The 23,154-nt window shown below is 71.9% G+C and carries 20 protein-coding genes and 1 pseudogene; 11 read left to right on the top strand and 10 right to left on the bottom strand.

What is annotated here, in order from left to right; all coding sequences use genetic code 11:
* The first annotated feature begins 170 nt into the window (after positions 1 to 170).
* From RLT59_RS03110 to RLT59_RS03080, 7 genes and pseudogenes are all read left to right on the top strand, one after another.
* Positions 171 to 911 (top strand): class I SAM-dependent methyltransferase, encoded by a 741-nt coding sequence (locus RLT59_RS03110; RefSeq protein ID WP_311301926.1) that lies wholly within the window; start codon positions 171 to 173, stop codon positions 909 to 911.
* 30 nt (positions 912 to 941) lie between these two features.
* The gene (locus RLT59_RS03105; protein ID WP_311301925.1) at positions 942 to 1,325 is read left to right on the top strand and encodes a nuclear transport factor 2 family protein; all 384 of its coding nucleotides are present in this window, start codon (positions 942 to 944) and stop codon (positions 1,323 to 1,325) included.
* Between the two features lie 51 nt (positions 1,326 to 1,376).
* A pseudogene (locus tag RLT59_RS03100) lies at positions 1,377 to 2,419 on the top strand (S66 peptidase family protein).
* Positions 2,420 to 2,590: 171 nt separating this feature from the next.
* Positions 2,591 to 3,322, top strand: coding sequence for a FadR/GntR family transcriptional regulator (locus RLT59_RS03095; RefSeq protein WP_311301924.1), 732 nt, complete (start codon positions 2,591 to 2,593; stop codon positions 3,320 to 3,322).
* A 202-nt stretch (positions 3,323 to 3,524) separates the two neighbouring features.
* Positions 3,525 to 4,292 (top strand): (Fe-S)-binding protein, encoded by a 768-nt coding sequence (locus RLT59_RS03090; protein WP_073734490.1) that lies wholly within the window; start codon positions 3,525 to 3,527, stop codon positions 4,290 to 4,292.
* The gene (locus RLT59_RS03085) at positions 4,289 to 5,830 is read left to right on the top strand and encodes a LutB/LldF family L-lactate oxidation iron-sulfur protein (RefSeq protein ID WP_311301923.1); all 1,542 of its coding nucleotides are present in this window, start codon (positions 4,289 to 4,291) and stop codon (positions 5,828 to 5,830) included. Before RLT59_RS03090 ends, RLT59_RS03085 begins: the two co-directional genes overlap by 4 nt.
* Positions 5,827 to 6,459 (top strand): LutC/YkgG family protein, encoded by a 633-nt coding sequence (locus RLT59_RS03080; protein ID WP_311301922.1) that lies wholly within the window; start codon positions 5,827 to 5,829, stop codon positions 6,457 to 6,459. Before RLT59_RS03085 ends, RLT59_RS03080 begins: the two co-directional genes overlap by 4 nt.
* 48 nt (positions 6,460 to 6,507) lie before the next feature.
* Here RLT59_RS03080 and RLT59_RS03075 read toward each other — a convergent pair whose 3' ends face one another.
* The 6 genes from RLT59_RS03075 to RLT59_RS03050 all read right to left on the bottom strand — a co-directional run bounded on the left by RLT59_RS03075 (position 6,508) and on the right by RLT59_RS03050 (position 14,089).
* The gene (locus RLT59_RS03075; protein WP_311301921.1) at positions 6,508 to 8,409 is read right to left on the bottom strand and encodes a DUF2264 domain-containing protein; all 1,902 of its coding nucleotides are present in this window, start codon (positions 8,407 to 8,409) and stop codon (positions 6,508 to 6,510) included.
* The gene (locus RLT59_RS03070) at positions 8,406 to 9,446 is read right to left on the bottom strand and encodes a hydroxyacid dehydrogenase (RefSeq protein WP_311301920.1); all 1,041 of its coding nucleotides are present in this window, start codon (positions 9,444 to 9,446) and stop codon (positions 8,406 to 8,408) included. Before RLT59_RS03070 ends, RLT59_RS03075 begins: the two co-directional genes overlap by 4 nt.
* A 39-nt stretch (positions 9,447 to 9,485) precedes the next feature.
* On the bottom strand, positions 9,486 to 10,361 hold the full coding sequence (locus tag RLT59_RS03065) for a carbohydrate ABC transporter permease (RefSeq protein ID WP_311301919.1): 876 nt from the start codon (positions 10,359 to 10,361) through the stop codon (positions 9,486 to 9,488).
* On the bottom strand, positions 10,358 to 11,359 hold the full coding sequence (locus RLT59_RS03060; protein WP_311301918.1) for a carbohydrate ABC transporter permease: 1,002 nt from the start codon (positions 11,357 to 11,359) through the stop codon (positions 10,358 to 10,360). Before RLT59_RS03060 ends, RLT59_RS03065 begins: the two co-directional genes overlap by 4 nt.
* A gap of 111 nt (positions 11,360 to 11,470) precedes the next feature.
* Positions 11,471 to 12,829: an ABC transporter substrate-binding protein gene (locus tag RLT59_RS03055; RefSeq protein ID WP_311301917.1), complete on the bottom strand. Its 1,359-nt coding sequence runs from the start codon at positions 12,827 to 12,829 to the stop codon at positions 11,471 to 11,473.
* A 102-nt stretch (positions 12,830 to 12,931) separates the two neighbouring features.
* The gene (locus RLT59_RS03050) at positions 12,932 to 14,089 is read right to left on the bottom strand and encodes a substrate-binding domain-containing protein (protein WP_311301916.1); all 1,158 of its coding nucleotides are present in this window, start codon (positions 14,087 to 14,089) and stop codon (positions 12,932 to 12,934) included.
* 138 nt (positions 14,090 to 14,227) lie between these two features.
* Between RLT59_RS03050 and RLT59_RS03045 the strand changes: the two genes are divergently transcribed.
* Entirely contained in the window at positions 14,228 to 14,998 is a 771-nt protein-coding gene (locus RLT59_RS03045; RefSeq protein WP_311301915.1) for a sulfite exporter TauE/SafE family protein, read from the top strand.
* Between the two features lie 65 nt (positions 14,999 to 15,063).
* On the opposite strand, the gene RLT59_RS03040 is transcribed toward RLT59_RS03045, so the two are convergent.
* On the bottom strand, positions 15,064 to 16,593 hold the full coding sequence (locus RLT59_RS03040; RefSeq protein WP_311301914.1) for an amino acid permease: 1,530 nt from the start codon (positions 16,591 to 16,593) through the stop codon (positions 15,064 to 15,066).
* A gap of 98 nt (positions 16,594 to 16,691) precedes the next feature.
* Entirely contained in the window at positions 16,692 to 17,699 is a 1,008-nt protein-coding gene (locus RLT59_RS03035) for a hypothetical protein (protein WP_311301913.1), read from the bottom strand.
* A 320-nt stretch (positions 17,700 to 18,019) separates the two neighbouring features.
* On the opposite strand from RLT59_RS03035, the gene RLT59_RS03030 reads away from it, so the two are divergent.
* The 3 genes from RLT59_RS03030 to RLT59_RS03020 are packed head-to-tail and all read left to right on the top strand — an operon-like array spanning position 18,020 to position 22,141.
* Complete coding sequence (locus RLT59_RS03030) at positions 18,020 to 19,453, top strand: FGGY family carbohydrate kinase (RefSeq protein ID WP_311301912.1); 1,434 nt, start codon at positions 18,020 to 18,022, stop codon at positions 19,451 to 19,453.
* A gap of 19 nt (positions 19,454 to 19,472) precedes the next feature.
* On the top strand, positions 19,473 to 20,909 hold the full coding sequence (locus tag RLT59_RS03025; RefSeq protein ID WP_311301911.1) for an NAD(P)/FAD-dependent oxidoreductase: 1,437 nt from the start codon (positions 19,473 to 19,475) through the stop codon (positions 20,907 to 20,909).
* Positions 20,906 to 22,141: an NAD(P)/FAD-dependent oxidoreductase gene (locus RLT59_RS03020; RefSeq protein ID WP_311301910.1), complete on the top strand. Its 1,236-nt coding sequence runs from the start codon at positions 20,906 to 20,908 to the stop codon at positions 22,139 to 22,141. The genes RLT59_RS03025 and RLT59_RS03020 overlap by 4 nt, the downstream gene beginning before the upstream one ends.
* Positions 22,142 to 22,172: 31 nt before the next feature.
* Here RLT59_RS03020 and RLT59_RS03015 read toward each other — a convergent pair whose 3' ends face one another.
* The gene (locus RLT59_RS03015) at positions 22,173 to 22,493 is read right to left on the bottom strand and encodes a hypothetical protein (protein WP_311301909.1); all 321 of its coding nucleotides are present in this window, start codon (positions 22,491 to 22,493) and stop codon (positions 22,173 to 22,175) included.
* A gap of 96 nt (positions 22,494 to 22,589) precedes the next feature.
* Complete coding sequence (locus tag RLT59_RS03010; protein ID WP_311301908.1) at positions 22,590 to 23,126, bottom strand: DUF309 domain-containing protein; 537 nt, start codon at positions 23,124 to 23,126, stop codon at positions 22,590 to 22,592.
* Positions 23,127 to 23,154: the final 28 nt, after the last annotated feature.

Here is a 23,154-nt window from a genome sequence, read left to right as displayed (position 1 = left end):
CAGATGAACCAGATGAATTGGGCGATCGGTCCCGGTCCCGCTCGGCCCGTCCGGAAGCCGATTGTGGTCTAGACAATTGATGAGCCCGCTCGCTAGCATCCGCGACGGAGCGCGGTGGCCCGGCGGCAGCGGTTCGCCCGGTCCGTCGGCCACGGCAGGGGAGAGGGCACATGGAAGCGACCGCTCCGGACCGTCGGTTCGCGGAGGACTACCGGACCGCCCGGGAGATTCCGCGCGACGGGCTCACCGCCTGGCGCGCGGCCGTAGCGGCCGAGGTGCCGTTGGCGCCGGGGGCGGTCGTGCTGGACGTCGGCGCCGGGACCGGGGCCTTCGCGGCCGCGTTCGCGGACTGGTTCGGGGCGCGGGTGCTGGCGGTGGAGCCGGCCGCCGCCATGCGCGCGCTGATCCCCCGGACCGCGGACATCGAGGCGCTGGACGGCCGGGCCGAGGCGCTGCCGGTGCCGGACGGGTGCGCGGACGCGGCCTGGCTCGGCTCTGTCGTCCACCACATCGAGGATCTGCCCGCCGCGGCACGGGAGATACGCAGGGCGCTGAAGCCGGGGGCGCCGGTGCTGATCCGTAACTCCTTCCCCGGCCGGTGCACGCGTGACCTGCGGGTGCGGTTCTTCCCCGGGACCGCGCGCATCGTCGACACGTACCCGACCGTCGAGCAGACCTGCGAGGCGTTCGCCGCCGTCGGCTTCGCCCGGGTCGCGCTGCACGCCGTACCGCAGGAGAGCGCGCCGAGCCTGTCCGGCTTCGCGGACCGGATCCGGCGGGACACCGACGCGAAGCTCCGGTCCCTCACGGACGAGGAGTTCGCGTCCGGGATGCGGCGGTTGCGGCGGGCCGCGGCGCAGGAGCCGGACCGGCCGGCCGTCAGCTGGATGGATCTGCTGGTCCTGGCCTGATCGAAATGGGGCAGCACCTAGGGTGCTCGCATGCGCGGAAACGATGACGATGAGGAGGAGCGGTCCGTGCGGGCCGCTGTCGAGGGCGAGCTGCGGCTGCTGGATCCGGTGGTCCGGGCCCTGCCCGACGCGGTGACCGAGCTCCTGGACCCGGAGTTCACCGAGTTCGGCGCGTCCGGGCGGCGGTACGACAGGACGTCGATCCTCGCCATCACCTCCGCCGACGCCGAGGGGACGCCCGTCGCGGCCACCGTCACCGGCATGTCCGGCAGGCTGCTGGCCCCGGACCTCGTCCACCTGACGTTCATGACGGAGCGGGACGGGCGCAGAGTGCGGCGCAATTCGATCTGGCGGCGTACGGAGTCGCGCTGGCGGCTGTACTTCCACCAGGGCACACCGGTCAACGCCGCCTAGGCCGAACAGAATTGACGGGACGGTGAGCGGGGCAGCCCTTACGCTCCGGGAATGACGAACGCCAGCTGTCCTGCCAAGCCCCGGCCCGGTGACCGCGTCGCCGTGGTGTACCCCTCGTCCGGGCTTCCCGGCATCCTCCCGCTCCCGTACGAGCTGGGGCTGCGCAGGCTCCGCGAGGAGTTCGGGCTGGAGCCCGTGAAGTACCCGAGCACCCGGAGGATGGGCTCCACGCCCCAGGAGGGGCCGCCGACCTCCACGCGGCGTTCTCCGACCCCACGGTCAAGGCCGTCATCGCCAGCATCGGCGGGGACGACCAGATCACCTTGCTGCCGTATCTGGACCGGGAGCTGCTGCGGGCCAACCCCAAGCCGTTCTTCGGCTACAGCGACAACACCAACCTCCTGGTGTTCCTGGAACACCTGGGCATCGTCGGTTACCACGGTGGGTCGGTGATGGTCGAGCTGGGACGCCCGGGGGCGATGCACCCGCTGACCGCCGAATCGTTGCGGGCGGCGCTGTTCACCCATGATGCCCATGAGCTCGTCCCGGCGAAGGAGAGCGGCCGCGTGAACGGCCGCTGGGAGGACCCGCGGACCTTCGAGGACGAACCCGCCATGATGCCCGTCGACGGCTGGACCTGGCACAACGCGGGCCGGGTGGTCGAGGGCGCGAGCTGGGGCGGCGAGCTGGAGATCCTGTCCTGGCTGCTGATGGCGGACCGGGAGATACGGCCGGTGGCCGAGTACGCGGGCCGGGTCCTGTTCCTCGAAACGTCCGAGGAGATGCCCGGCGCCGATCAGGTGCACCGGATCCTGCGGAACATGGGGGAGCGCGGGCCGCTGAGCCGGTTCCCCGCGCTGCTGATGGGGCGCGCCAAGCACTGGTCCTTCGAGCAGCCCCTCGACCCCGGGGCCGGACAGCGGTACCGCGAGCGGCAGTGTGAGGCGGTGCTGCGTGCCCTGAGCGAGTACGCCCCCGACACCATGGCCGTCTTCGTTGTCGACCTCGGCCACACGGACCCGCAGGTGATCATCCCGTACGGCGGTCGGGTGCGGGTGGACGGAGTGGCCCGGCGCATCGTGGTGACGTACTGAACCGGCTCCGGGAGCTGATGGAGTCCGCGCAGCCGCACCGGACGCGCCGGAACGGGCGGGGCTCGGGGCCGGTCAATTATGGTCCGACCACACATGGTGTGTGACATAGTGGGCGGTCCGGACCGGACCGGTCGGCAGCGGAACGGCTCCGGCCGGGGCAGGGAGTGGCGGATGCCCGTCGAATGGCAGCCCGTACGGCAGTCGCGCACCCATGAGCTGGTGCTCCAGAGCATCGAGCAGCGGGTGTTCGCCGGTGAGCTCAAGGCAGGCGACCGGCTGCCGCCCGAACGGGAGCTCGCGCCGGTCCTCGGCGTCAGCCGGTCCGCCCTGCGCGAGGCGCTGCGGGTGCTGGAGACCATCGGCGTGCTGGTGGCGCAGCCGGGCCGGGGGCCGGACGCAGGGGCGCGGATCGTGCGCCACCCCGACGACGCGCTCGGGCGCCTGCTCCGGCTCCACTTCGCCCTCGGCAGCTACAGCCTGGAGGACGTGCTGGAGGCGCGAGTCGTACTGGAGCGGTCCAGCTTCGAGGCCGCCGCGCACCACGCCTCCGCGGAGGACCTGGACGAGGCCGGTGCGCTGCTCGTACGGATGGGGGCGCCGGACGTCGGCGTGCCCGAGTTCAACGATCTGGACACCAGGTTCCACGTACAGATCGCGCGCAGTTCCGGCAACGAGCTGACCTCCACGCTCACCTCCGCCGTCCGGGAGTCCGTCCGGCCGCTCATCCTGCGCGCCCTGGAGGCCGCGGCGGACTGGCGGGCCACCGCCGCCGCGCTCAATGCCGACCACACCGAACTGCTGCGGCTGGTGCGCGCGGGCGAGGGGGCGCGCGCCGCCGATCTGGTGGAGGCGCACATCCGGGGGCTGCACGGAACGCTCGTCGACGAGAAGCCGGTGTCCTGACCGGTACTGCCCTGACCGGAACTGTCCTGAGCGGAACTGTTCTGACCGTGGCTGCCCTCACCGGGCCGACCCGGGCGTGCCCGCGCCCTTCCGTCGGCAGACCGCGCGTACTATGGTCCGACCATACAATGGTTCATGGTTCCGTTCGGGATCATGCAAAGGATCATGACGATCACGTGCAGAGAAACGATCGGGGAGACCCATGCGCATCGGACTCTTCGCCACCTGTCTGGGAGACACGCTCTTCCCGGAGGCGGTGAAATCCACCGCGGTGCTGCTCGCCCGCCTGGGTCACGACGTGGTGTTCCCGCCGGGGCAGACCTGCTGCGGCCAGATGCACGTCAACACCGGCTACCAGCGCGAGCCCGTCCCGCTGGTGCGCAATTTCGCCGAGCAGTTCGGTGACGCCTCCATCGAGGCCGTCGTCATGCCCTCCGGATCGTGCGCCGGGTCCGTCCGCCACCAGCACGAGATCGTCGCAGAGCGGTACGGCGACGCGGCACTGCGCGCGGGCGTTGCCACGGTCAAGGCGAAGACGTACGAACTGTCGGAGTTCCTCGTCGACGTGCTGGATGCCACCGATGTCGGCGCCTACTTCCCGCACCGGGTCACCTACCACCCCACCTGTCACTCGCTGCGCATGTTGCGGGTCGGTGAGAAGCCGCTGCGGCTGCTGCGGGCCGTCGACTCGATCGATCTCGTCGAGCTGCCGGAGGCCGACGCCTGCTGCGGGTTCGGCGGCACCTTCGCGCTGAAGAACGCCGACACGTCGACCGCGATGCTCCAGGACAAGATGCGCCACATCGCCACCACCGGGGCCGAGGTGTGCACCGCAGGCGACTCGTCCTGTCTGATGCACATCGGCGGCGGGCTCTCCCGGATCAGCTCCGGCACCCGCACCCTGCACCTGGCCCAGATCCTCTCCGCCACCCGCACCTCGCCGTACGTCCCGACGGAGGCCGCCCGATGAGCAGCACCTTTCTCGGCATGCCCGCGACGCCGCCCCGCTCCCCGTACGGGACGGGCAATCTGCGCGGCGACCGGAAGTTCCCCGCGGCGGCCCACGACGACCTGGGCAACGGACAGCTGCGCCGCAACCTCGGCAAGGCCACCCACACCATCCGCGCCAAACGCCTCAACGTCACCGGCGAACTGCCCGACTGGGAGGAGCTGCGCGACGCGGGCGCGGCCATCAAGACCGACACCATGAACCGCCTCCCCGAGCTGCTGGAGGAGCTGGAGCGCAAGGTCACGGAGCGCGGCGGCACCGTCCACTGGGCCCGGGACGGCGGCGAGGCCAACGAGATCGTCGCGCGACTGGTCAAGGAGACCGGGAGCAAGGAGGTCATCAAGGTCAAGTCGATGGCCACCCAGGAGATCGGCCTCAACGAGCACCTCGAATCCATCGGCATCACCCCGTACGAGACCGACCTCGCCGAGCTCATCGTGCAGCTCGCCCACGACAAGCCCTCGCACATCCTGGTGCCCGCGATCCACCGCAACCGCGACGAGATCCGGGAGATCTTCCTCAAGGAGATCCCGGGCGTCGACCCCTCGCTGGACAACGTCCCGGCCCACCTGGCCGCCGCGGCACGCGCGTACCTGCGCGAGAAGTTCATGACGACCAAGGTCGCCGTCTCCGGGGCCAACTTCGGCATCGCCGAGACCGGCACCCTGTCCGTCGTCGAGTCGGAGGGCAACGGCCGCATGTGCCTGACCCTGCCCGACACCCTGATCACCGTCATGGGCATCGAGAAGGTGCTGCCGCGCTACCAGGACCTGGAGGTCTTCCTCCAGCTGCTGCCACGTTCCTCCACCGGCGAGCGGATGAACCCGTACACCTCGATGTGGACCGGGGTCACCCCGGGCGACGGGCCGCAGACCTTCCACCTGGTGCTCCTCGACAACGGACGCACCGCGGCGCTCGCGGACAGCATCGGCCGCGAGGCGCTCAACTGCATCCGCTGCTCGGCCTGTCTCAACGTCTGCCCGGTGTACGAACGGGCCGGCGGCCACGCCTACGGATCGACGTACCCCGGACCGATCGGGGCCGTGCTCACCCCGCAGCTCGCCGGTATGCACGCCGCGAAGGACGACCCCAACAGCTCGCTGCCGTACGCCTCCAGCCTCTGCGGGGCCTGTTTCGACGCCTGCCCGGTCAAGATCGACATCCCTTCGCTGCTGGTCGAACTGCGCCATCAGCACACCGAGCAGGCCGGCACCACTCCCGAACAGCTCGCCATGAAGGCGGCGGCCGCGGTGATGGGCAGGCCGAAACTGTTCACCGCCGCGCAGAAGGCGTCCGGTCTCGGCCGCGTCATCGCCGGACGGGACAGGAAGATCTCCCACCTGCCGCCGCCGTTCAACGGCTGGAGCGACAGCCGCGACACCCCGGCCCCGCCCGGTCGGACCTTCCGCTCCTGGCTGGCCTCCGCCGAGGGCGCGGCGACGATGCGGGCGGCCGCCGACGAACACACGCGCAACCAGCAGCAGGAGGAGGAGAAGTGACGACCGCTCGCGAAACGGTGCTCGGCCGCGTCCGGGATGCCCTGGCCCTCGCACCCGCCGCGCAGACCCCGATCCCACGCGACTACCGCACCGGGCGCACGCTCCCCGACGCGGAGCGCCTGGCCCTGTTCACCGATCGGCTCGTCGACTACAAGGCCCAGGTCCATCCCTGCACCGCTGAGCGCACGGCCGAGGTCGTTGCCGAGGTGCTGCGGGAGCGGGGAGCCCGCCGGATCGGGGTGCCCGCCGGGCTCGACCCGCGGTGGCTCGCCGCGTACGACGGGCAGGTCCAGCAGGACGCGGCCGACATTCCCGCGCCCACGCTCGACGCCCTCGACGGCGTCGTCACCGCGTCCGCCGCCGGCTGCGCGGAGACCGGCACGATCTTCCTGGACGGTTCGCCCGACCAGGGCCGGCGGGCGCTGTCCCTGGTGCCCGACCTCCATGTCTGCGTCGTCGACCTGTCGGCCGTGGAGGTGGGCGTACCGGAGGCGGTGGCCCGGCTGGTGCCCGAGCGGCCGACGACCCTGATCAGCGGCCCTTCGGCCACCTCCGACATCGAACTCGAACGGGTGGAGGGAGTGCACGGCCCGCGCACCCTGGCCGTCGTCATCCGCACGGACGCGTAAGGAAAGGGGGTACGCGGCCACCGGCCGCGTACCCCCTTCCGTCCGTCGTCAGCCGTGGGTGACGGTCACCGGCCCGAAGGCGATCCGGGTCGTCGCCGCGTCCTCGGCCCAGCACACCTCGACCGTGTCCCCGTCGACGTTCACCCCGCTGACCACCGCGTCGAGCGCGGCCGCGCCGGGCTCCGCGGTGAGCGAGGCGAGCGCGACCAGCACCACCGTGCCCTCCGCGCCGGCGCTCAGCCGGGGCAGCACCGCCCAGGGCGTGTACGCGGTGCCCTGCGGGGCGCGTATCTCGTCCCGTGACTCCCAGCCGTGCAGGCCGTACAGCGCGGACGTGACCTCGGAACCGGGGCCGGTCGCCCAGCCCGTCTCCTCGACCCGGGCGCCGGGAGGCGCGCCGAGCACCCGGTGCACCCGGAGCTCGTAGCGGCCGCGGACCACCGTCACGCTCTCCACCCGCAGCCCCGGCTCCGTGACGGCGCCGCTCGCGAAGACCGGGCGGTGCCAGGAGGCGGCCCAGCCCCAGCCGTCGCCGCCGCCCGCGCCGAGCGGGCGGATGGCCCGGCGGCGGCTGCGGGTTCCACCCACGACCACGGCCAGGTGGTTGTCCGCGGCGTTGGCCCGCGCCGTGGGCCCGGTGACCGTCGAGTACGCCTGACGGCTGTACAGCGGATCGTCCTGCGCCGCCGACTCGCCCTCGTGCGGCCTGACATGGTCGCTGCCGTGGTTGTGCAGCCGGACGATCCCGTCCGCCCGGGTCGACTGGACGAGCAGCCCAGGCGCGGGCAGCGCGAGCACCCGGTCCGGCCCCTCGCTCGGCGCCGGCTCCTCGGTGGCCGTCCACAGCGGATGGTCCTCGGGAGCCAGCAGGGACACGAAGGCCTTGGACGCCCAGTAGGGGGACGCCGGACCCGAGTAGGGCTGGAGCGTCGCCTCGTGCGGACCGTGCCAGCCCAGGCTCAGCAGCCCGTCGGTGCCGGTCGCGCCCCGGTCCAGGAAGTACCGCAGCGCCCCGCTGATCACCCGCCGCGACGTACCCGGCGTCAGCGGGGTGTGCCCGGTCAGCGCACCGAGCCCGACCGCCGCACCGGCCGCGAAACGGTAGGTCAGCGAGCGGCCGAAGTGGATCGGTGCCCCGTCGCCGCCGAACAGCAGCCCGAAGCTCTCCAGGTGTTCGCTCAGGCGCGCCCCGTAGTGCGCGGCGAACTCCGCGTCGCCGGAGAGATGGGCGTCGAGCACCGGGTAGAGGTGCAGCGCCCAGCCGTTGTAGTGGTCGAAGGCGCGGCCGTCGCCGTCCGCGTACCAGCCCTGCCCCCGGTACCAGACCTCCATCAGATCGCGGGCCCGCTCCCGGGCCCGCGCGGTCTCCGCGTCGCCCCGGCCCACCGACTCCAGGAACCCGGCCACCGAGTAAGGGAAGAGGTACCAGTTGTTCGCCGCGGGGGTGTGCCGCAGGGCGCCGCGCAGCCACTCCTCCGCGCGGTCCTGGACGGCCGGCTCCAGCCGGTCCCAGAGCCAGGGCCGGGTGAGCCGCAGTCCGATGGCGACCGAGGCGGACTCCACCATGGGCTGGCCGAAGACGGTGTGGTCACGGATCAGCGGCCAGGACTCGGCGTCGTCCCGGCCCGGCGTACGGGTACCGGCCGCGAGTCCGTCCGCGTACCGCTCCAGCCAGCCGTGCGGGTCCTTGCCGCCCGCGCCCGCGACCCGGAAGGCGGCGGCGAGGAACGTGCGCGCGTATCCCTCCAGCCCGTCGGAGCGGACCCCGGACGCGGACGGGCGCCCCGGCAGGTCGAGCATCGCGCTGCCGGGGGTGGCCCACTGCCAGGCGGCCTTGAGCAGTCCGTCCGCGGCGGCCTCCCAGTGCGCGCGGGTGTAGCCGGTGACCGGGCTCTTCGCCCGGTCACCGGCGGGGAGTTCCAGCGGGGAGTCGGGGTGCGGTCGGTTCATGCGAGGAAAGCCAGCCTTTCGCGTCGTACGGGATGGGCGAATCCGTCGCCCGCGGCCCAGCGTTCGCTCTCGCCCACGGCCAGATCGACGAGCCGCCGCCACTCGTTGCCCTGGGAACCCGCGAGGTGCGGGGTGATCAGGGCGTTCTCGCAGTCCCACAGGGGGTGTTCGGCCGGCAGCGTGTCGGGGTCCGTGACGTCGAGGACCGCCCGGATGCGGTGTTGCAGCAGTACGTCGGTCAGCGCGTCCTGATCGACGACGGCGCCGCGCGCGGTGTTGACGAGCACCCCGTCCGGCCGCATGGACATGAGCAGTTCACGGCTGACGAGCTTGCGGGTGGCGGGCAGCAGCGGGGTGTGGACGCTCACCACGTCGCTGCGCGCGAACAGTTCACCGAGGTCCACCGGCCGGACACCGAGCGCGGCCGCCTCCTCCTCGGAGACGTACGGATCGTGCAGCAGCACCCGCAGGTCGTAGGGGCGCAGCAGCTCGATGACCCGCCGGCCGATGAGCGAGGCGGACAGGATGCCCACGGTCCGGCCGTAGTTGCCCACCTGCGGTGAGGTGGCCAGCCAGTTGCCCCGGTGGCGCTCGGCGCGGTAGTCGCGGGCCCGTTCCAGCGCCCGCTTGCCGGAGAGCAGGATCATCGCGACGGTGTACTCCGCGACCGGCAGGGCGTTCGCCGCGGCGGCCGACGACACCTCGATCCCGCGATCCCAGCAGGCCTCTGTGATGTGTCCGCGCACACTTCCGGCCGTGTGCGCGACCGCGCGCAGCCGGGGCGCGGCGGCCAGCGCCGCCTCGTCGAGCGGCGGACAGCCCCAGCCGGTGACCAGCAGCTCCGTCTCCGCGAGGACGGCACGGGCCCGGTCCGTGGTGAAGTCGTCGAGCACGGGCAGCGGCGCGAGGTCGCACACCCGCGAGAGCGCGTCCAGCGACGGAGCGTCCAGCAGGGCGGCCGCGGCGTCCGGCTTCATCGCGACGGCGGCACGCGGCCTGCGCCGGGCGGCGGGGGTGGGAACGGCGGTGCTTGGCATCTTTCTCCTGGTACGGGGATGAGGTGCGGACCGGTACGGCTACTTGACGGCGCCCGCGGTGAGCCCCGACTTCCAGAAGCGCTGGAGCAGCGCGAAGGCGAGGATCAACGGCAGGACCGCGAGCAGCGAACCCATGATGACCACGGGGTAGTACTCGGGTGAGACGGTGGCGGAGCTGTTCCAGGTGTACAGACCGAGACTGACCGGATACAGGTCCTGGTCGGACAGCATCACCATGGGCAGGAAGAAGTTGTTCCAGATCGCGGTGAGCTGGAAGAGGAACACCGTGACCAGCCCCGGGCCGAGCATCCGCAGCGCGACCCGGAAGTACGTGGTGAGTTCCCCGGCCCCGTCCACCCGGGCCGCTTCGAGCACCTCGTTGGGCACGTAACCCTGGCTGAATATCCGCCCCAGGTACACGCCGAACGGGTTGAAGAGCACCGGGATGAACACCGACCAGAAGGTGTTGACCAGGCCGGTGCCGGACGCCATCAGATACAGCGGCAGCGCCAGCACGGTCTGCGGCACCATCACCGCCGCGAGGACCAGGCCGAACAGCTTCTCCTTGTGCGGGAAGCGGTACTTGTCGAAGGCGTACCCGCAGGCGATGCTGATCAGCGCGCCGAGCGCCGCGCCCAGGACCGCGTACAGCAGGCTGTTGCCGTACCAGCGCCCGTACACACCGCCGTCCATCGCGAACAGGTCCTTGAGGTTCTGCGCGAAGGAGAAGTGGTCGAGCGAGAGCACATCGCTGCCGAACAGGGCGTCGCGGTCCTTCGAGGAGGCGAGCACCAGCCACAGCACCGGCAGCAGGGTGTACAGCACGGATATGCCGACGACCAGGTTGACGACGGAGCGGCCGAGCAGCCGGGGGCGCAGGGTGGCGGCGGTGCGGGCGGGACTCGTCGCGCTCATCGGACATCCTCCTCTGGGGCGTTGGAGCGGTTGGTCCAGCGGGTCACGCCGTAGGAGAGCGCGATCGTGAGGACCAGCAGGACGACCGACGCGGCGGCAGCCAGGCCGTAGTTGTTACGGGTGAACGCGGCGTCGTAGATGTACATACTGGGCGAGAACCGGGAGCTGATCATCGGCGTCGACTGGCTCAGCAGCATCGGCTCGGTGAAGAGCTGGAGCGCGAAGATCAGGGTGAACATCGCGACCATCACGATCGAGGAGCGCACCAGCGGCGTCTTGACCTGGAGGGCGGTCCGGACCGGCCCGGCACCGTCGACGACGGACGCCTCGATGACCTCGCGCGGTACGGCCTGCAACGCCGCGTAGAAGACCACCATGTTGTAGCCGAGGTTGCTCCACAGGGCGATGTTCACGATCGACGGGACGATCGTGTGCACGCCGAGGAAGTCGATCGTGATGTCGGCCTTGCCGAGCAGGTCGACCACCGGGCTCAGTCCGGGCGTGTAGAGGTAGAGCCAGATGACGGCGGCGATGATGCCGGGCACGGCGTGCGGCAGGAAGAGCCCGAGCTGCGCCCAGGAGCGCAGCCGCACCACTCCGGAGTCCAGCAGCAGCGCCAGCGCGAGTGCGCCGATCACCATGACCGGGATGTAGATGAGGCAGTAGAGGACGACGGTGCCCAGGCCGCTGAGGAACGTCGGGTCGGTCAGCACGGCGGTGTAGCTGCGCATCCCGACGAAGACCCTGCGCTCGGGGCCGAAGCCGAGTCCTGGCTGGTCGTCGGCGAAGAAGCTGAGCCAGACGGCGGTGGCGACCGGGATCAGGAAGACCGTCACCAGGAGGATGAAGAAGGGGGTCATCAGGGCCCCGGCCGCGCCGAGTTCACGGCGCCGGGCGGACTTGCGGGGGCTGCCCGGGGGTGTGGTGGGATTCGGCGACGCGGCGGAACCGGTCGCGTCCACGGGGGCGGAAGCCTGCGTGGTGAGCGGGCTGGTCATCGGTGTCACCTGCCTCTCTGCTGCTGGGATCGGGGACGGGCCGCGGATCTGCTGCCGGGTACGGGCTGCTGGTCTGCTGCCGGGTACGGGGAGGGGCCGCGGATCAGCTGCTCAGCTGCTGTTTTCTGTGGTGGACAGGCCAAGCGCCCTGAGGTCGGGCATCGTGCCCCGCTGGGCGGCGCGCACGGACTCGATCACCGAGCCCTGGCCGCCGCCGACCCGGGCGAAGCCGTCCTGCATGACCTTCTGGGTGGCGGTCATCCTGGGTCCCCACGTCCAGCCGTCCCGGATCTTGTGGGCCTCCCGGTCGAAGAGCGTGTAGATGTCCTGGCCGCTGTAGTAGGCGCGGTCGAAGGCCTTGCGGCCGACGGCGACGAGGCCGGGGGCGGCCGGGTACTGGCTGCTGGCTCCGCTGGAGAGCCGGGCCAGCAGCGCGTCGGGGTGCGCTACCTGCCAGTCGATGAACTCCAGCGCGGCTTCCGGGTGGTCGCTGCTGCTGGTGACCGCGAACGTCGATCCGCCGTGGGTGCCGAGCGCCGGCTCCGCTCCGGCCCACTGGGGGAGCGGCGCGATGGCCCACTTGCCCTTCTGGCCGGGCCTGGCGTTCATCTGCGCCCCGGCGTCCCAGGCGCCGGTGAACCGGACCAGGACCTCGCCGGAGCTGACCTGGGCGTCGTAGGCCCTGCTGTCGACCGGGCTCATGACGACCAGGTCGTCGTCGATCATCCGCTGCCAGTACGCCGCCACCCGGCGGGTCGGTGCGTCGGCCAGCGAGACGTTCCAGGCGCCGCCGCGGGTGTCGAACCACTGGCCACCGGCCTGCCAGGCGAAGGAGGCGAACTGGAAGGCGCCGTCGGTGGCGAACGCCGACAGCCTGCGGCCGGGCGCCTTGTCCCGAACGGTGCGGGACGCCTCCTCGAACGCCTCCCAGGTGCGCGGGACTTCGATGCCGTACTCCGCGAAAAGGTCGCTGCGGTAGTGCATCACCATCGGTTCGACGTCGAGCGGCAGGCTGAAGACGCGCTTCTCGAACGTGGTGAGCCCCAGCGCCTGCGGCAGCAGCTTGGCGCGCAGGCCATCGCTCAGCATGTCCGTGACGTCCAGGGCGACCCCGTCGATGGCGAAACCGGGGATCTGGGGGTACTCGATCGTCGCGACGTCCGGGGCGTTCCCGGCCCGGGAGGCGTTGCTGAGTTTCGCGTAACCGCCCTGGGGACCGGAGGGTATCTGCTGGAAGTCGACCTGGATCGTCCGGTGCGTCCGGTTGAACGCGTCCACCACCTCCTTGCTGCCGCGCAGCGCGGACCAGAAGGTGATGTGCGTGGCGTTGCCGCCGGTCCCGCCGGCCTTGCTGGTCCTGCTCGTGCTCTTCGACCCCGATGCGCCACCGCTGCAGGCGCCCAGGGCGCCCGCCAGCGGTACTGCGGCCATCGTGGCGAGCATGGATCGACGGCTCTGTCGACCGGGCATGGGCGCCTCCCGCGGCTCCTGAATGAGGACACGGGGAATCCTGTTCGGCTGATCGGTAACGGTCAATAGATCGCTCAGAAGAAAATTAAAGCGGTCAAACGCTCACTCTGTGGTGAGAGTGACCGCCTGGGCCGATCCGCGGACCTTCAACTCCGGCAGCAGCTCCGTCCGGCGCACCGGTCCGGCCGCCCCGGCCGCGCCGGAGAGCCGGTGGAGCAGCAGCTCGGCGGCCGCCCTGCCGATCTCCGCCTTGGGCGGCGACACCGCGGTCAGCGGCGTGCTGCCGAGGGCCGCGACCACATCGTCGTACGCCACCACCGAGCAGTCCCCGGGCACGCGCACGCCGTTCTCGGCCAGGCGCTGCACCAGCATCAGCGCGTCCACGTCGCCGTGCAGCACCGCCGCCGTGGCCCCGCGCTCGCGCAGCAGGGCGGCCAGGTCGGGCGCGTGGCCCGCGCTCCCGGGGGAGACGGGCGGCGCCTGCCCCGCCTCGTCCGGACCCGGGCCCGGCACCGCGTTCGATGAGCTGAGCACGACCGTCCAGTCCTCCACCTCGGGGCGCCCGGCCGCGATCCCGGCGAACGCGGCACGCACCGTGCGGGCCGTCGGGCTGTCGTCGCGGGCGGCCAGCACGATCCGGCGATGGCCCAGCGCCACCAGGTGCTCCACGGCCAGGTGCACCCCGTACCAGTGGTCGGAGCAGACGGAGTCCAGGGCGTGCAGCGCGCTGCCCGGCCGGGGCCGTCGCTCCATCAGCACGGTCGGCACCCCCACGTCCGCCAGCCAGCCGTAGTCCAGCTCCTCGGAGAGCGCGTGGCGCCATCGCGGGGCGATCAGCAGCCCGCGCGCCCCGTCCGCCAGCGCCCGTTCCACCAGCGGCCGTTCGGCTCCCGCCGACTGCGGTGCGATGTGCAGCGCGATCCGGATCCCGGCCTCCTCCAGCACGCTCCGAGCGCCGTGCAGCGTCTCGTACAGGTACGAATGCCGCTCCGGCACGACCAGCGCGACCGCCCCGCCCTCAGCGGCCGGCCCGTCGCCCCGCACGGCCGGTGCGGGCGCGGCGCCCGCCGGTTCCCGCAGCGGCCTGGCCACGCCGTGACCGCGCCGCAGCCGCCCGGCCCGGGTCAGCTCCTCGACGTCACGCCGGACCGTGACCACCGAGACGTCCAGTTCCGCGGCGAGCACGCTGACCTTGACCGGTCCCCGCGACTCCACCACCGACATGATCCGCTGACGCCTGAGCTCAACCGGCTCCCGCATGCTGCTGGCCCCCTGCCGTACCGCTGCGCGTTGTTCGTTTGAACGCTTCCAGTGAGCGCTTGGAGCGCAGCATAGCCATGCCGCCTCCCCAGCTGGGTAAAGGCCGAAAATCATCACAGATTACGATCTGTTTTCGGCATGGACACTCTCACTCTCTGGCAACTGGCGGCACTGGCCGCGGCATCCGCGCTCGTCGGCTTCTCCAAGACGGCCGTCAGCGGTGCCAACACGATCAGTCTCGCGGTCTTCGCGGCGGTACTCCCCGCCCGCGAGTCCACCGGAGTGCTGCTCCCGATCCTCATCGCCGGCGATGTGCTCGCCGTGCTCACCTATCGCCGCCACGCGCACTGGCCGACGCTGCTGCGGCTCTTTCCCGCCGTCGCCGTCGGCGTGGTGGCGGGCACGCTGTTCATGATGTGGGCGGGCGACGCCGCCGTACGCACCTCGATCGGGGCGATCCTGCTCTTCATGGCGGGCGTCACGATCTGGCGCCGCCGCCGCACCGCCGCCGGGAGCGGGGAGCCCTCGGCGGACGCGGGCCCGCCGGACACGGCGGAGCGGCTGAAGGCCCGCTCGTACGGGGTGCTCGGCGGCTTCACCACCATGGTCGCCAACGCGGGTGGCCCGGTCATGTCGCTCTATCTGCTCTCCGCCGGATTCCGCAAGCTCGGCTTCCTCGGCACCTCCGCGTGGTTCTTCCTGATCGTCAACACGTCCAAGGTGCCGTTCAGCGTGGGCCTCGGACTGATCGACGGGCGCTCGCTGCTGCTCGACGCCTGCATGCTGCTGTTCGTGCTGCCCGGCGCCTGGATCGGCCGCACGTGTGTGGACCGGATCAACCAGACGCTCTTCGAACGCCTGGTCATCGGCGCGACCGTGCTGGGCGGCCTGCAACTGCTGCTGAACTGACGGCGGCCCTTCCGGATCGTGGTGATCCGCAAGGGTCGCCGTCAGTTCAGCGACGCGCCGAGGCGTCAGATGATGCCTTCCTCGATCTCCGCCTGCTCACGGGCGTTGCCGTACGCCGACGGCGTGCTGTACGAACGCCGAGCGACGAACCACCACACGGTGGCCAGTACCAGCACGGCGACCAGCGCGATCGAGGCGTAGTTCATCGAGTCGATCGTCACCGGGGACGACTGCGGCAGCAGGAACAGCACGGTGACGATCGAGACCCACACCACGGCGATCCAGCCGACCGGCTTCGACCAGCGGCCCAGGTGCCACGGCCCGCGCTCGAAGCGGTCACCGGCACGCAGCTTCAGGAAGATCGGGATGGCGTAGGCGGGTGTGATGCCGATGACGTTGATCGCGGTCACCGCGCCGTACGCGGTTGCGGAGTACAGCGACGGAACGGCGAGCAGTCCGGCAACGACGACCGACAGCCACACCGCGTTCACCGGTGTCTGGGTGCGGGCACTCACCTTGCGCCACAGCGCGGAGCCGGGCAGCGCGTTGTCCCGGCTGAAGGCGAACACCATCCGGCTGGCGGCGGCGACCTCGGCGTTGCCGCAGAACAGCTGCGCCGCGATCACGATCAGCAGCATGGCCGTGGCGCCCGAGGTGCCCAGCGCGTCGATCAGGATCTGGGCGGGCGGCACCCCGGTGGCGCTGTCCTGGGTGCCCGCGTAGTCCTGGATCGCGAAGGTCAGCCCGGCGAGCAGGACGAAGCCGGCCACCCAGGAGACCCAGATCGAGCGGACGATGCCGCGGGCCGCGGAGACCGAGGCGTTCGAGGTCTCCTCCGACAGGTGGGCCGAGGCGTCGTAGCCGCAGAAGGTGTACTGGGCCAGCAGCAGGCCGATCGCCGCCACGTAGAGCGGGTTCTCCCAGCCGGTGTCATTGACGAACTCGGTGAAGACGAAGGACGGCGACTGGTGGTGCGAGGGCACGATCGCCAGCACCGAGACGATCACCGCGACACCGGCCAGGTGCCACCACACGCTGATCGAGTTGAGCACGCTGACGAGCCGCACACCGAAGAGGTTCAGCACGGCGTGCAGCAGCAGGATGCAGAGGAAGATGACCATCGTCTTGCCCGGAGTGGGGGCGAACCCCCACTGGAGATTTATCAGTGCCCCGGTGAACAGCGCGGCACCGTAGTCGATGCCGGCGATCGCGCCGAGCAGTCCGAGCAGATTCAGCCAGCCCGTGTACCAGCCCCACTTGCGGCCGCCGAGCCGGTCCGCCATGTAGTACAGCGCTCCGGAGGTCGGGTACGCGCTGGTGACCTCGGCGAGCGCCATGCCCACGCAGAGCACGAACAGGCCGACACCGGCCCAGCCCCACAGCATCACCGCGGGCCCGCCCGTCGACATGCCGAAGCCGTACAGCGTCATGCAGCCGGACAGGATCGAGATGACGGAGAAGCTGATGGCGAAGTTGCCGAAGCCGCCCATCCGGCGTGCGAGCACCGGCTGGTAGCCCAGCTCGCGCAGCCGCTGCTCCTCGTCCTTCGGCGTGTTGGCCTCGGAACCCGTGTGGGGCGAGGTGGATATGGACATGGGAGGGACCTCCGTGAGCGGTGATGGTGCGGGGGACGGTGTGCGGGGGACAGGGAAGGGACGGCGCGGGCGCGCGGAAGGGCGGTGCGGGTGCCCGCTCAGCCGTGCGGTCCTCTGCCGGGGTCGCGGACCGCGGCCAGGGCGCGGCCGCGGGCGCGCAGGAAGACTTCCTCGGCGCCGCCGGGGTCCTTGGGGCCGCGGGTGCGGTACGCCCAGGGCACCGAGGTGAAGTAGGGGCCCAGCTCCCTGAACACCGGTGCCGCGTCGGCGAACTTGAGCGCCCCCCACAGGGCGTGCGCCAGATGGTTGAGGTCGAGCAGCGTATGGCCGGCCGCGGGCGTGCGCAGGAACCAGATCTCCAGAGCGCGGACGGCGTCGCGCTCCGCGTCCTCGGTCACCCAGTGCAGGTCCAGGGCCTTCTCGTGGCCGCGTTCGCGCCGGTAGCGCTCGACCCGCACATACAGCGGAAGCACATGGAGCGCGGACCCTTCCGGCGCGGAGGAGGCCGCCCACTGAACGAAGTTGACCGCTTCGGAGAGGGAACCGCCTGCCTTGCGCGCGTATACGAACTGGAGCATCCGGTGGTACGCCTCGCGGTTGTACGGATCGCGTCTGTCCGCCTCCGCCAGCAGGCCCCAGGGGCCGGGGAAGAGCATGGGCCCCGGCGGACGCAGCCGGTGCTCCTCCAGCCTTTGGCGCTCGTCCAGCTGGGAGAGGGCCAGCAGGCACACCCAGGGGACCGGGTCGGCGGGCGAGGCGTGGGCGGCAGAGCGGCAGGCCTCCCAGGCCTGCTGCCACAGCTCCTGTGCGCGGCCGTGCCCTTCGCGGTGGGCCCGGACGGCCCGTTCCACGACGACCCGGGCGTGCATCACGGTGGCCGCGACGCTGCGGGGCTCCTCGGTCAGCCAGGCCTGTACCGCGTCCGAGCCCGCGGCGACGGCTCCGAGCACCTGGGTGCGCTGGGTCCACAGGGTCCAGTCCGGGGTGCTCTCCAGCAGATCGCGCATGGAGAGCCAGCGTCCCGTCCGTAAGTCCTGTAACGCGGAACGGAGTTCGTTGTCGTGGCCGGCCGGATGGTAGACCGGCCGGAAATCACTGTTGGCCATGGACGTGCTCTGGGCATGGTGTCGTTCTCATCGATCCTCAAGGATGTGGGGGTGAAGCAGCTGTTGAAATATGAACTGCTGTAAAGCGTCCAGTTGTTGTTCGGCGGTGAGTGTAGAGCCCATTGCGCCGAACCCCCGAATGAATCGTGGATCTTCTTCAAGTCACGTCAGCAAAGGGGAGCTTGGGCTTCAAAGGGCGGTTCCGGACATACGTATTCGGGGTGCTTGACTCAACCGCTGGGCTGCACCACTCTGGGGTCCCGCCACCGAAGATCACGATTCCGTTCAAGCGCCGGAGCTTGCGTACCGCTGGAGAGCCGATGACAGGGCCGGTACTCGCCGTGGACCAGGGGACCTCCGGCACCAAGGCGCTGGTGATCTGTCCGGAGCGGGGCGTGATCGGTTCCGCTTCGGCGCCGGTACGCCCCCGGTTCGGTTCCGGCGGAGTGGTCGAGACGGACCCGGCCGAGCTGTTCGATTCGGTCGTCGAAGCCGGACGGCGGGCCCTGGCCGAGGCGGGCGAACCGGCCGTCGCCGTCGGCCTCGCCAATCAGGGCGAGACCGTGCTCGCCTGGGACCCGGTGACCGGCAGACCGCTCACCGAGGCGATCGTCTGGCAGGACCGCCGTTCCGCCGGTCTGTGTGCGGAACTCGCGGAACATGAGGAGGAGTTGAGAGAGCTCACCGGACTGCCCCTCGATCCCTACTTCGCCGCGCCGAAGATGGCCTGGATCCGTCGCGAACTGACCCGCGAGGGAGCCGTCACCACCAGCGACTCCTGGCTCGTCCACCGGCTCACCGGTGCGTTCGTCACGGACGCCGCGACTGCCGGACGCACCCAGCTGCTCGACCTCGACCGGGTCGGCTGGTCACCCGCCGCACTGGACATCTTCGGTCTCGGGGACGAACGGCTGCCGTCGGTGGTCGACGCCGCCGGAGCGTTCGGGACGACGACCGCGTTCGGGCCCGAGCTGCCGCTGACCGGCCTCCTCGTCGATCAGCAGGCCGCCTTGCTGGCCCAGAGCGCGCTGGAGCCCGGCACCGCCAAGTGCACCTACGGCACCGGCGCGTTCCTGCTGGCCCAGACGGGCCCGGTGCCGCGCCGCAGCTCCACCGGGCTGGTCAGCTGCGTGGCCTGGCGGCTCGGCGGGCGGACCAGCTACTGCCTGGACGGGCAGGTCTACACGGCGGCCTCCGCCGTGCGCTGGCTCACCGACCTCAAGGTGATCTCCGGCGCCGCGGACCTCGACCCGGTCGGCGGCTCCGTCCCCGACTCCGGAGGCGTCACCTTCGTCCCGGCACTCGCCGGACTCGCCGCCCCCTGGTGGCGCGGAGACCTCCGGGGTTCGGTGACCGGACTGAGCCTGGACACCACCGCGGGACACCTGGTGCGGGCGCTGTGCGAGGGCATCGCCGCGCAGGTGGCCGAACTGACCGAAGCGGTGGCGGCCGATCTGGGGGAGCGGCCCGGGGTACTGCGCGTCGACGGCGGGCTGACCCGCTCCGCACTGCTCATGCAGACCCAGGCCGATCTGCTGCAACGGCCCGTCGAGGTGTCCGCGCTGCCCGACGTCACCGCGCTCGGCGTGGGCGCCGTGGCCCGGCTCGGCCTCGATCCCGGGCTATCGCTGCGCCGGGCGGTGCCCGACTGGGAGCCGGCCGCGGTGTACGAGCCGAGGATCGGCCCCGAGGAGGCCGCAGAGCGGCTCGCCGGATTCCGGGCGGCTGTCGGCACCCTGCTGGAGCGGTCGTGACCGCTTCCCGGACCGGCCGATGAGCCGGACCGTCACCAGGGCCGGGCAGCCGCTGCCCGACGGCCAGGACTACGACGTCACGGTCATCGGCGCCGGAGTGGTCGGCACCGCCATCGCCCGTGAACTGGCCCGCCACCGCGTCCGCACCGCGCTCGTCGAGGCCTCGGACGACATCGGCAACGGCACGTCCAAGGCCAATACCGCGATCCTGCACACCGGGTTCGACGCCGTGCCCGGTTCACTGGAGGCCCGGCTGGTCCGCGAGGGCCAGCGCCGGCTCGCCGCGTACGCGGCCGAGACCGGCATCCCCGTCGAACGCGTCGGCGCCCTCCTCGTCGCCTGGGACCAGGAACAACTCGACGCACTCCCGGGCCTGTTGGCCAAGGCCGAGAGCAACGGCTACCACGCGGCCCGGCTGCTGGACGCGAACCGGCTCGCCGCGCTCGAACCGCACCTGGGGCCGGGCGCGCTCGGTGCGCTGGAGATTCCCGACGAATCCGTCATCTGCCCGTGGACCACCCCGCTCGCCTTCGCCACCCAGGCGGTCCTGGCCGGCGTCCACCTCCACCTGGACTGCCGCGTCACGGCCATCGAGCCCGGCACTGAGCCCCGCAGCGGACCCGGCACCGGCATCCACACCCTGACCACCACCCGCGGCCCGCTCCGCACCCGGGCGCTGATCAACGCCGCCGGACTGCACGCCGACGAGATCGACCGCCTCCTCGGGCACGACGCCTTCACCGTCACACCGCGCCGCGGACAGCTCATCGTCTACGACAAGCTCGCCCGCGATCTCGTCCGCCACATCCTGCTCCCCGTCCCCACCGCCGCAGGCAAGGGTGTCCTGGTGGCACCGACCGTCTTCGGCAACGTGCTGCTCGGCCCCACCGCGGAGGAGCTCGACGACAAGGCCGCCACCGAGTCGACGGAGGACGGACTCGCGCTGCTGCGGGCGAAGGGCCGCCGCATCCTGCCTCAGTTGACCGACGAGGAGGTCACCGCCGTCTACGCGGGGCTGCGGGCGGCCACCGGCCACGAGGACTACCGGATCAAGGAGTACCCCGAGCTGCGCTACGTCGCCGTGGGCGGCATCAGGTCCACCGGGCTGACCGCCTCCATGGCCATCGCCGCACACGTCACCGATCTGCTCGCACGGGCCGGCCTCGACCTGGGCGCCCCCGCCGAGCTGCCGCCCATCACCATGCCGAGCCTGGGGGAGGCGACAGAGCGCCCCTACCTGGACGCCGGTCTCATCGCGGCGGATCCCGCCTACGGCACCGTGGTCTGCCACTGCGAACGCGTCACGGAGGGCGAGATCCGCGACGCACTGGACTCCGTACTGCCGCCCCGCTCCGCCGAAGGACTCGCGCGCAGGACCCGGGCCGGCAACGGCCGCTGCCAGGGCTTCTACTGCGGAGCCCGGCTCCGCGCACTGACCGGGGGGACGCGGACATGACCCGCCGCGAGCGGACGGCCGACGTGCTGGTCGTCGGAGCGGGCCCGGCCGGACTCGGCGCGGCGGCCGAACTCGCCGCGTCCGGGGTACCGGTGGAGGCCCTGGAGCGCGAGCAGAGCGCGGGCGGCATCCCCCGCCACTGCCACCACGGCGGCTTCGGCAGCCGCCGGACCACCACCAGCGGCGGCGGTCTGAGCGGCCCCGAGTACGCCCTGCGGTGCGTGGCCGCCGCCGAACGGGCCGGCGCCACCCTGCGTACCGGCACCACCGTCACCGGCTGGGCCGGACCCCGCACCCTCGACGTCACCGGACCCGGCGGACTGGAACGGATCACCGCCCGCGCCGTCCTCCTCGCCACCGGCGCCAGGGAACGCCCCCGCAGCGCCCGGCTCGTCCCCGGCAGCCGCCCCGCGGGGGTCTACACCACCGGAGAGCTCCAGCAGGCCGTCCACCTCCACCACCAGCACATCGGCACCCGCGCGGTGGTCGTCGGCGACGAACCCGTCGCCCACGCGGCGGCCGACACCCTGCGCGTCGCCGGAGCCGAGGTCGCCGCCCTGGTGACCGCCCGTCCACCGCGACCCCTCGCCCCGCTGCGCCGGGGCCCAGCCGCACCCTTGCTCAGCCGCACCACCGTGACCGGCCTGACCGGTCGCGGCCGGCTCACCGGAGTCACGGTGCGGCACGAGGACGGTCGGACCACGACGCTCCGCTGCGACACCGTGGTCTTCACGGGCGACTGGATCCCCGACCACGAACTGGCCCGGCGCGGCGCGGTCGCGCTGGATCCGGGGACCCGCGGACCCGCCCACGACGCCTCGTACCGGACCGGCGAGCCCGGAGTCTTCGCCATCGGGAATCTGCTGCACGCGGTGGAGAGCGCGTCCACCGCGGCGGCCGAGGGGCGGGCGGCCGCCGCCCCCGTACTGCGCTACCTGGCCACCGAAACCTGGCCCACCGGGCGTACGGCGCTCGCGGTCGAGGCCCCGCTGATGTGGATCGCGCCCAATCTCATCGGACCCGACGGGGACCCGCCGCTGAACAACCGCTTCGTCCTGCGCGCCGGGCGGCGCCGGGCCGCCCCGCTGTTCGAGGTCCGCCAGGGCGGGCGGCTGCTGCACCGGCAGCGGCTGCTGCTTCCCGCCCGGCCCGGCGTCCCCCTCCATCTGTCCGCGGACTGGCTGGACCGGGCGGACCCGCACGGCGACACCGTACGGATCCGCATGCGCTGACCGGGCGCGGGGGCCGGCGGCGCTCCCGGGGTCAGGGAATCAGCAGCCAGTCCGAACCGATCGCCGCGAGAAGCCCGATCCCCAGCAGCCAACTTCCCAGCCGAGTACGGCCGTTCCGGCTGAGCTCGATCACGATCCCGCACAGGATCAGCGCCAGCCCGTACACCCCGACCACCAGGACGGAGGACCGGCTCGCGATCCGCAGCCCCAGGACAACCGCCATCGCGGCCATGCCGACCGAGGACAGGACGATGCGCAGCCGTCTCGCCTGACGTGGTGTCAGCCGACGCTCCTCGGCGTCGGGTGCGGCTATCGGGGTGTCGACGGACTGGTCCTGGTCAGAAGTGCTCATGACGCGGGATGGTAATAGCTTCGCGCGGCCCTGTTCACCGCTCTCGGTCAAGGGGAGGGAAAGGACGCGCGCCCCCGGTGCCCGCCACCGTCCGGGCTACCGGCCGCCGCCCCGCAGCCGTGGCGCCTCGGCAGCGGCATCGACGGGCTCCGCACCCGGCCCCTCCACCCGTCCGGCAAGCTCCCGCGCCCAGCCGGTGAGCGCGCCGACCTCGATCCCGTGCGCCGGAGCACCACCGTCGGCGGAGTCCACGGACGCCACGGACTCCGACCCGTCCATGAACTCCGTGAGCGCCGCCGCGCCCCGCCGCAGCAGCCGCGCACCGCCCGTCACATTGCCCCGGGCGGCATGGGTCAGCCCGACCGCCAGCTGGGCCAGCCCGCGCCACAACTCCCGTTCGGCCACCGGACCCGACTTCCACGCGTCCTCGAAGACCTCATGGGCGTGGAACGGCATCCCGGCGTCCAGCAGCCGCTGCGCCTCCCGCACGGTCTCCCGCGGGGAGCGGACCACTCCCTCCGGCTGCCGCTCCACCCCCGGTGAGCCGTACGGCAAGGGGCGCCCCAGCCCGTCGCGGGGGCGCGCGTTGTGCGCCCTGCCTTCCGTGTCGCGGTCCCTGCGTGTCTCGTCCACCCCTCGATTGTGCCCCGCACCTGCGGCG

It is taken from the genome of Streptomyces sp. ITFR-6 (assembly GCF_031844725.1).
Lineage (GTDB): Bacteria > Actinomycetota > Actinomycetes > Streptomycetales > Streptomycetaceae > Streptomyces.
This window is presented reverse-complemented; position numbering and strand designations above follow the sequence as displayed.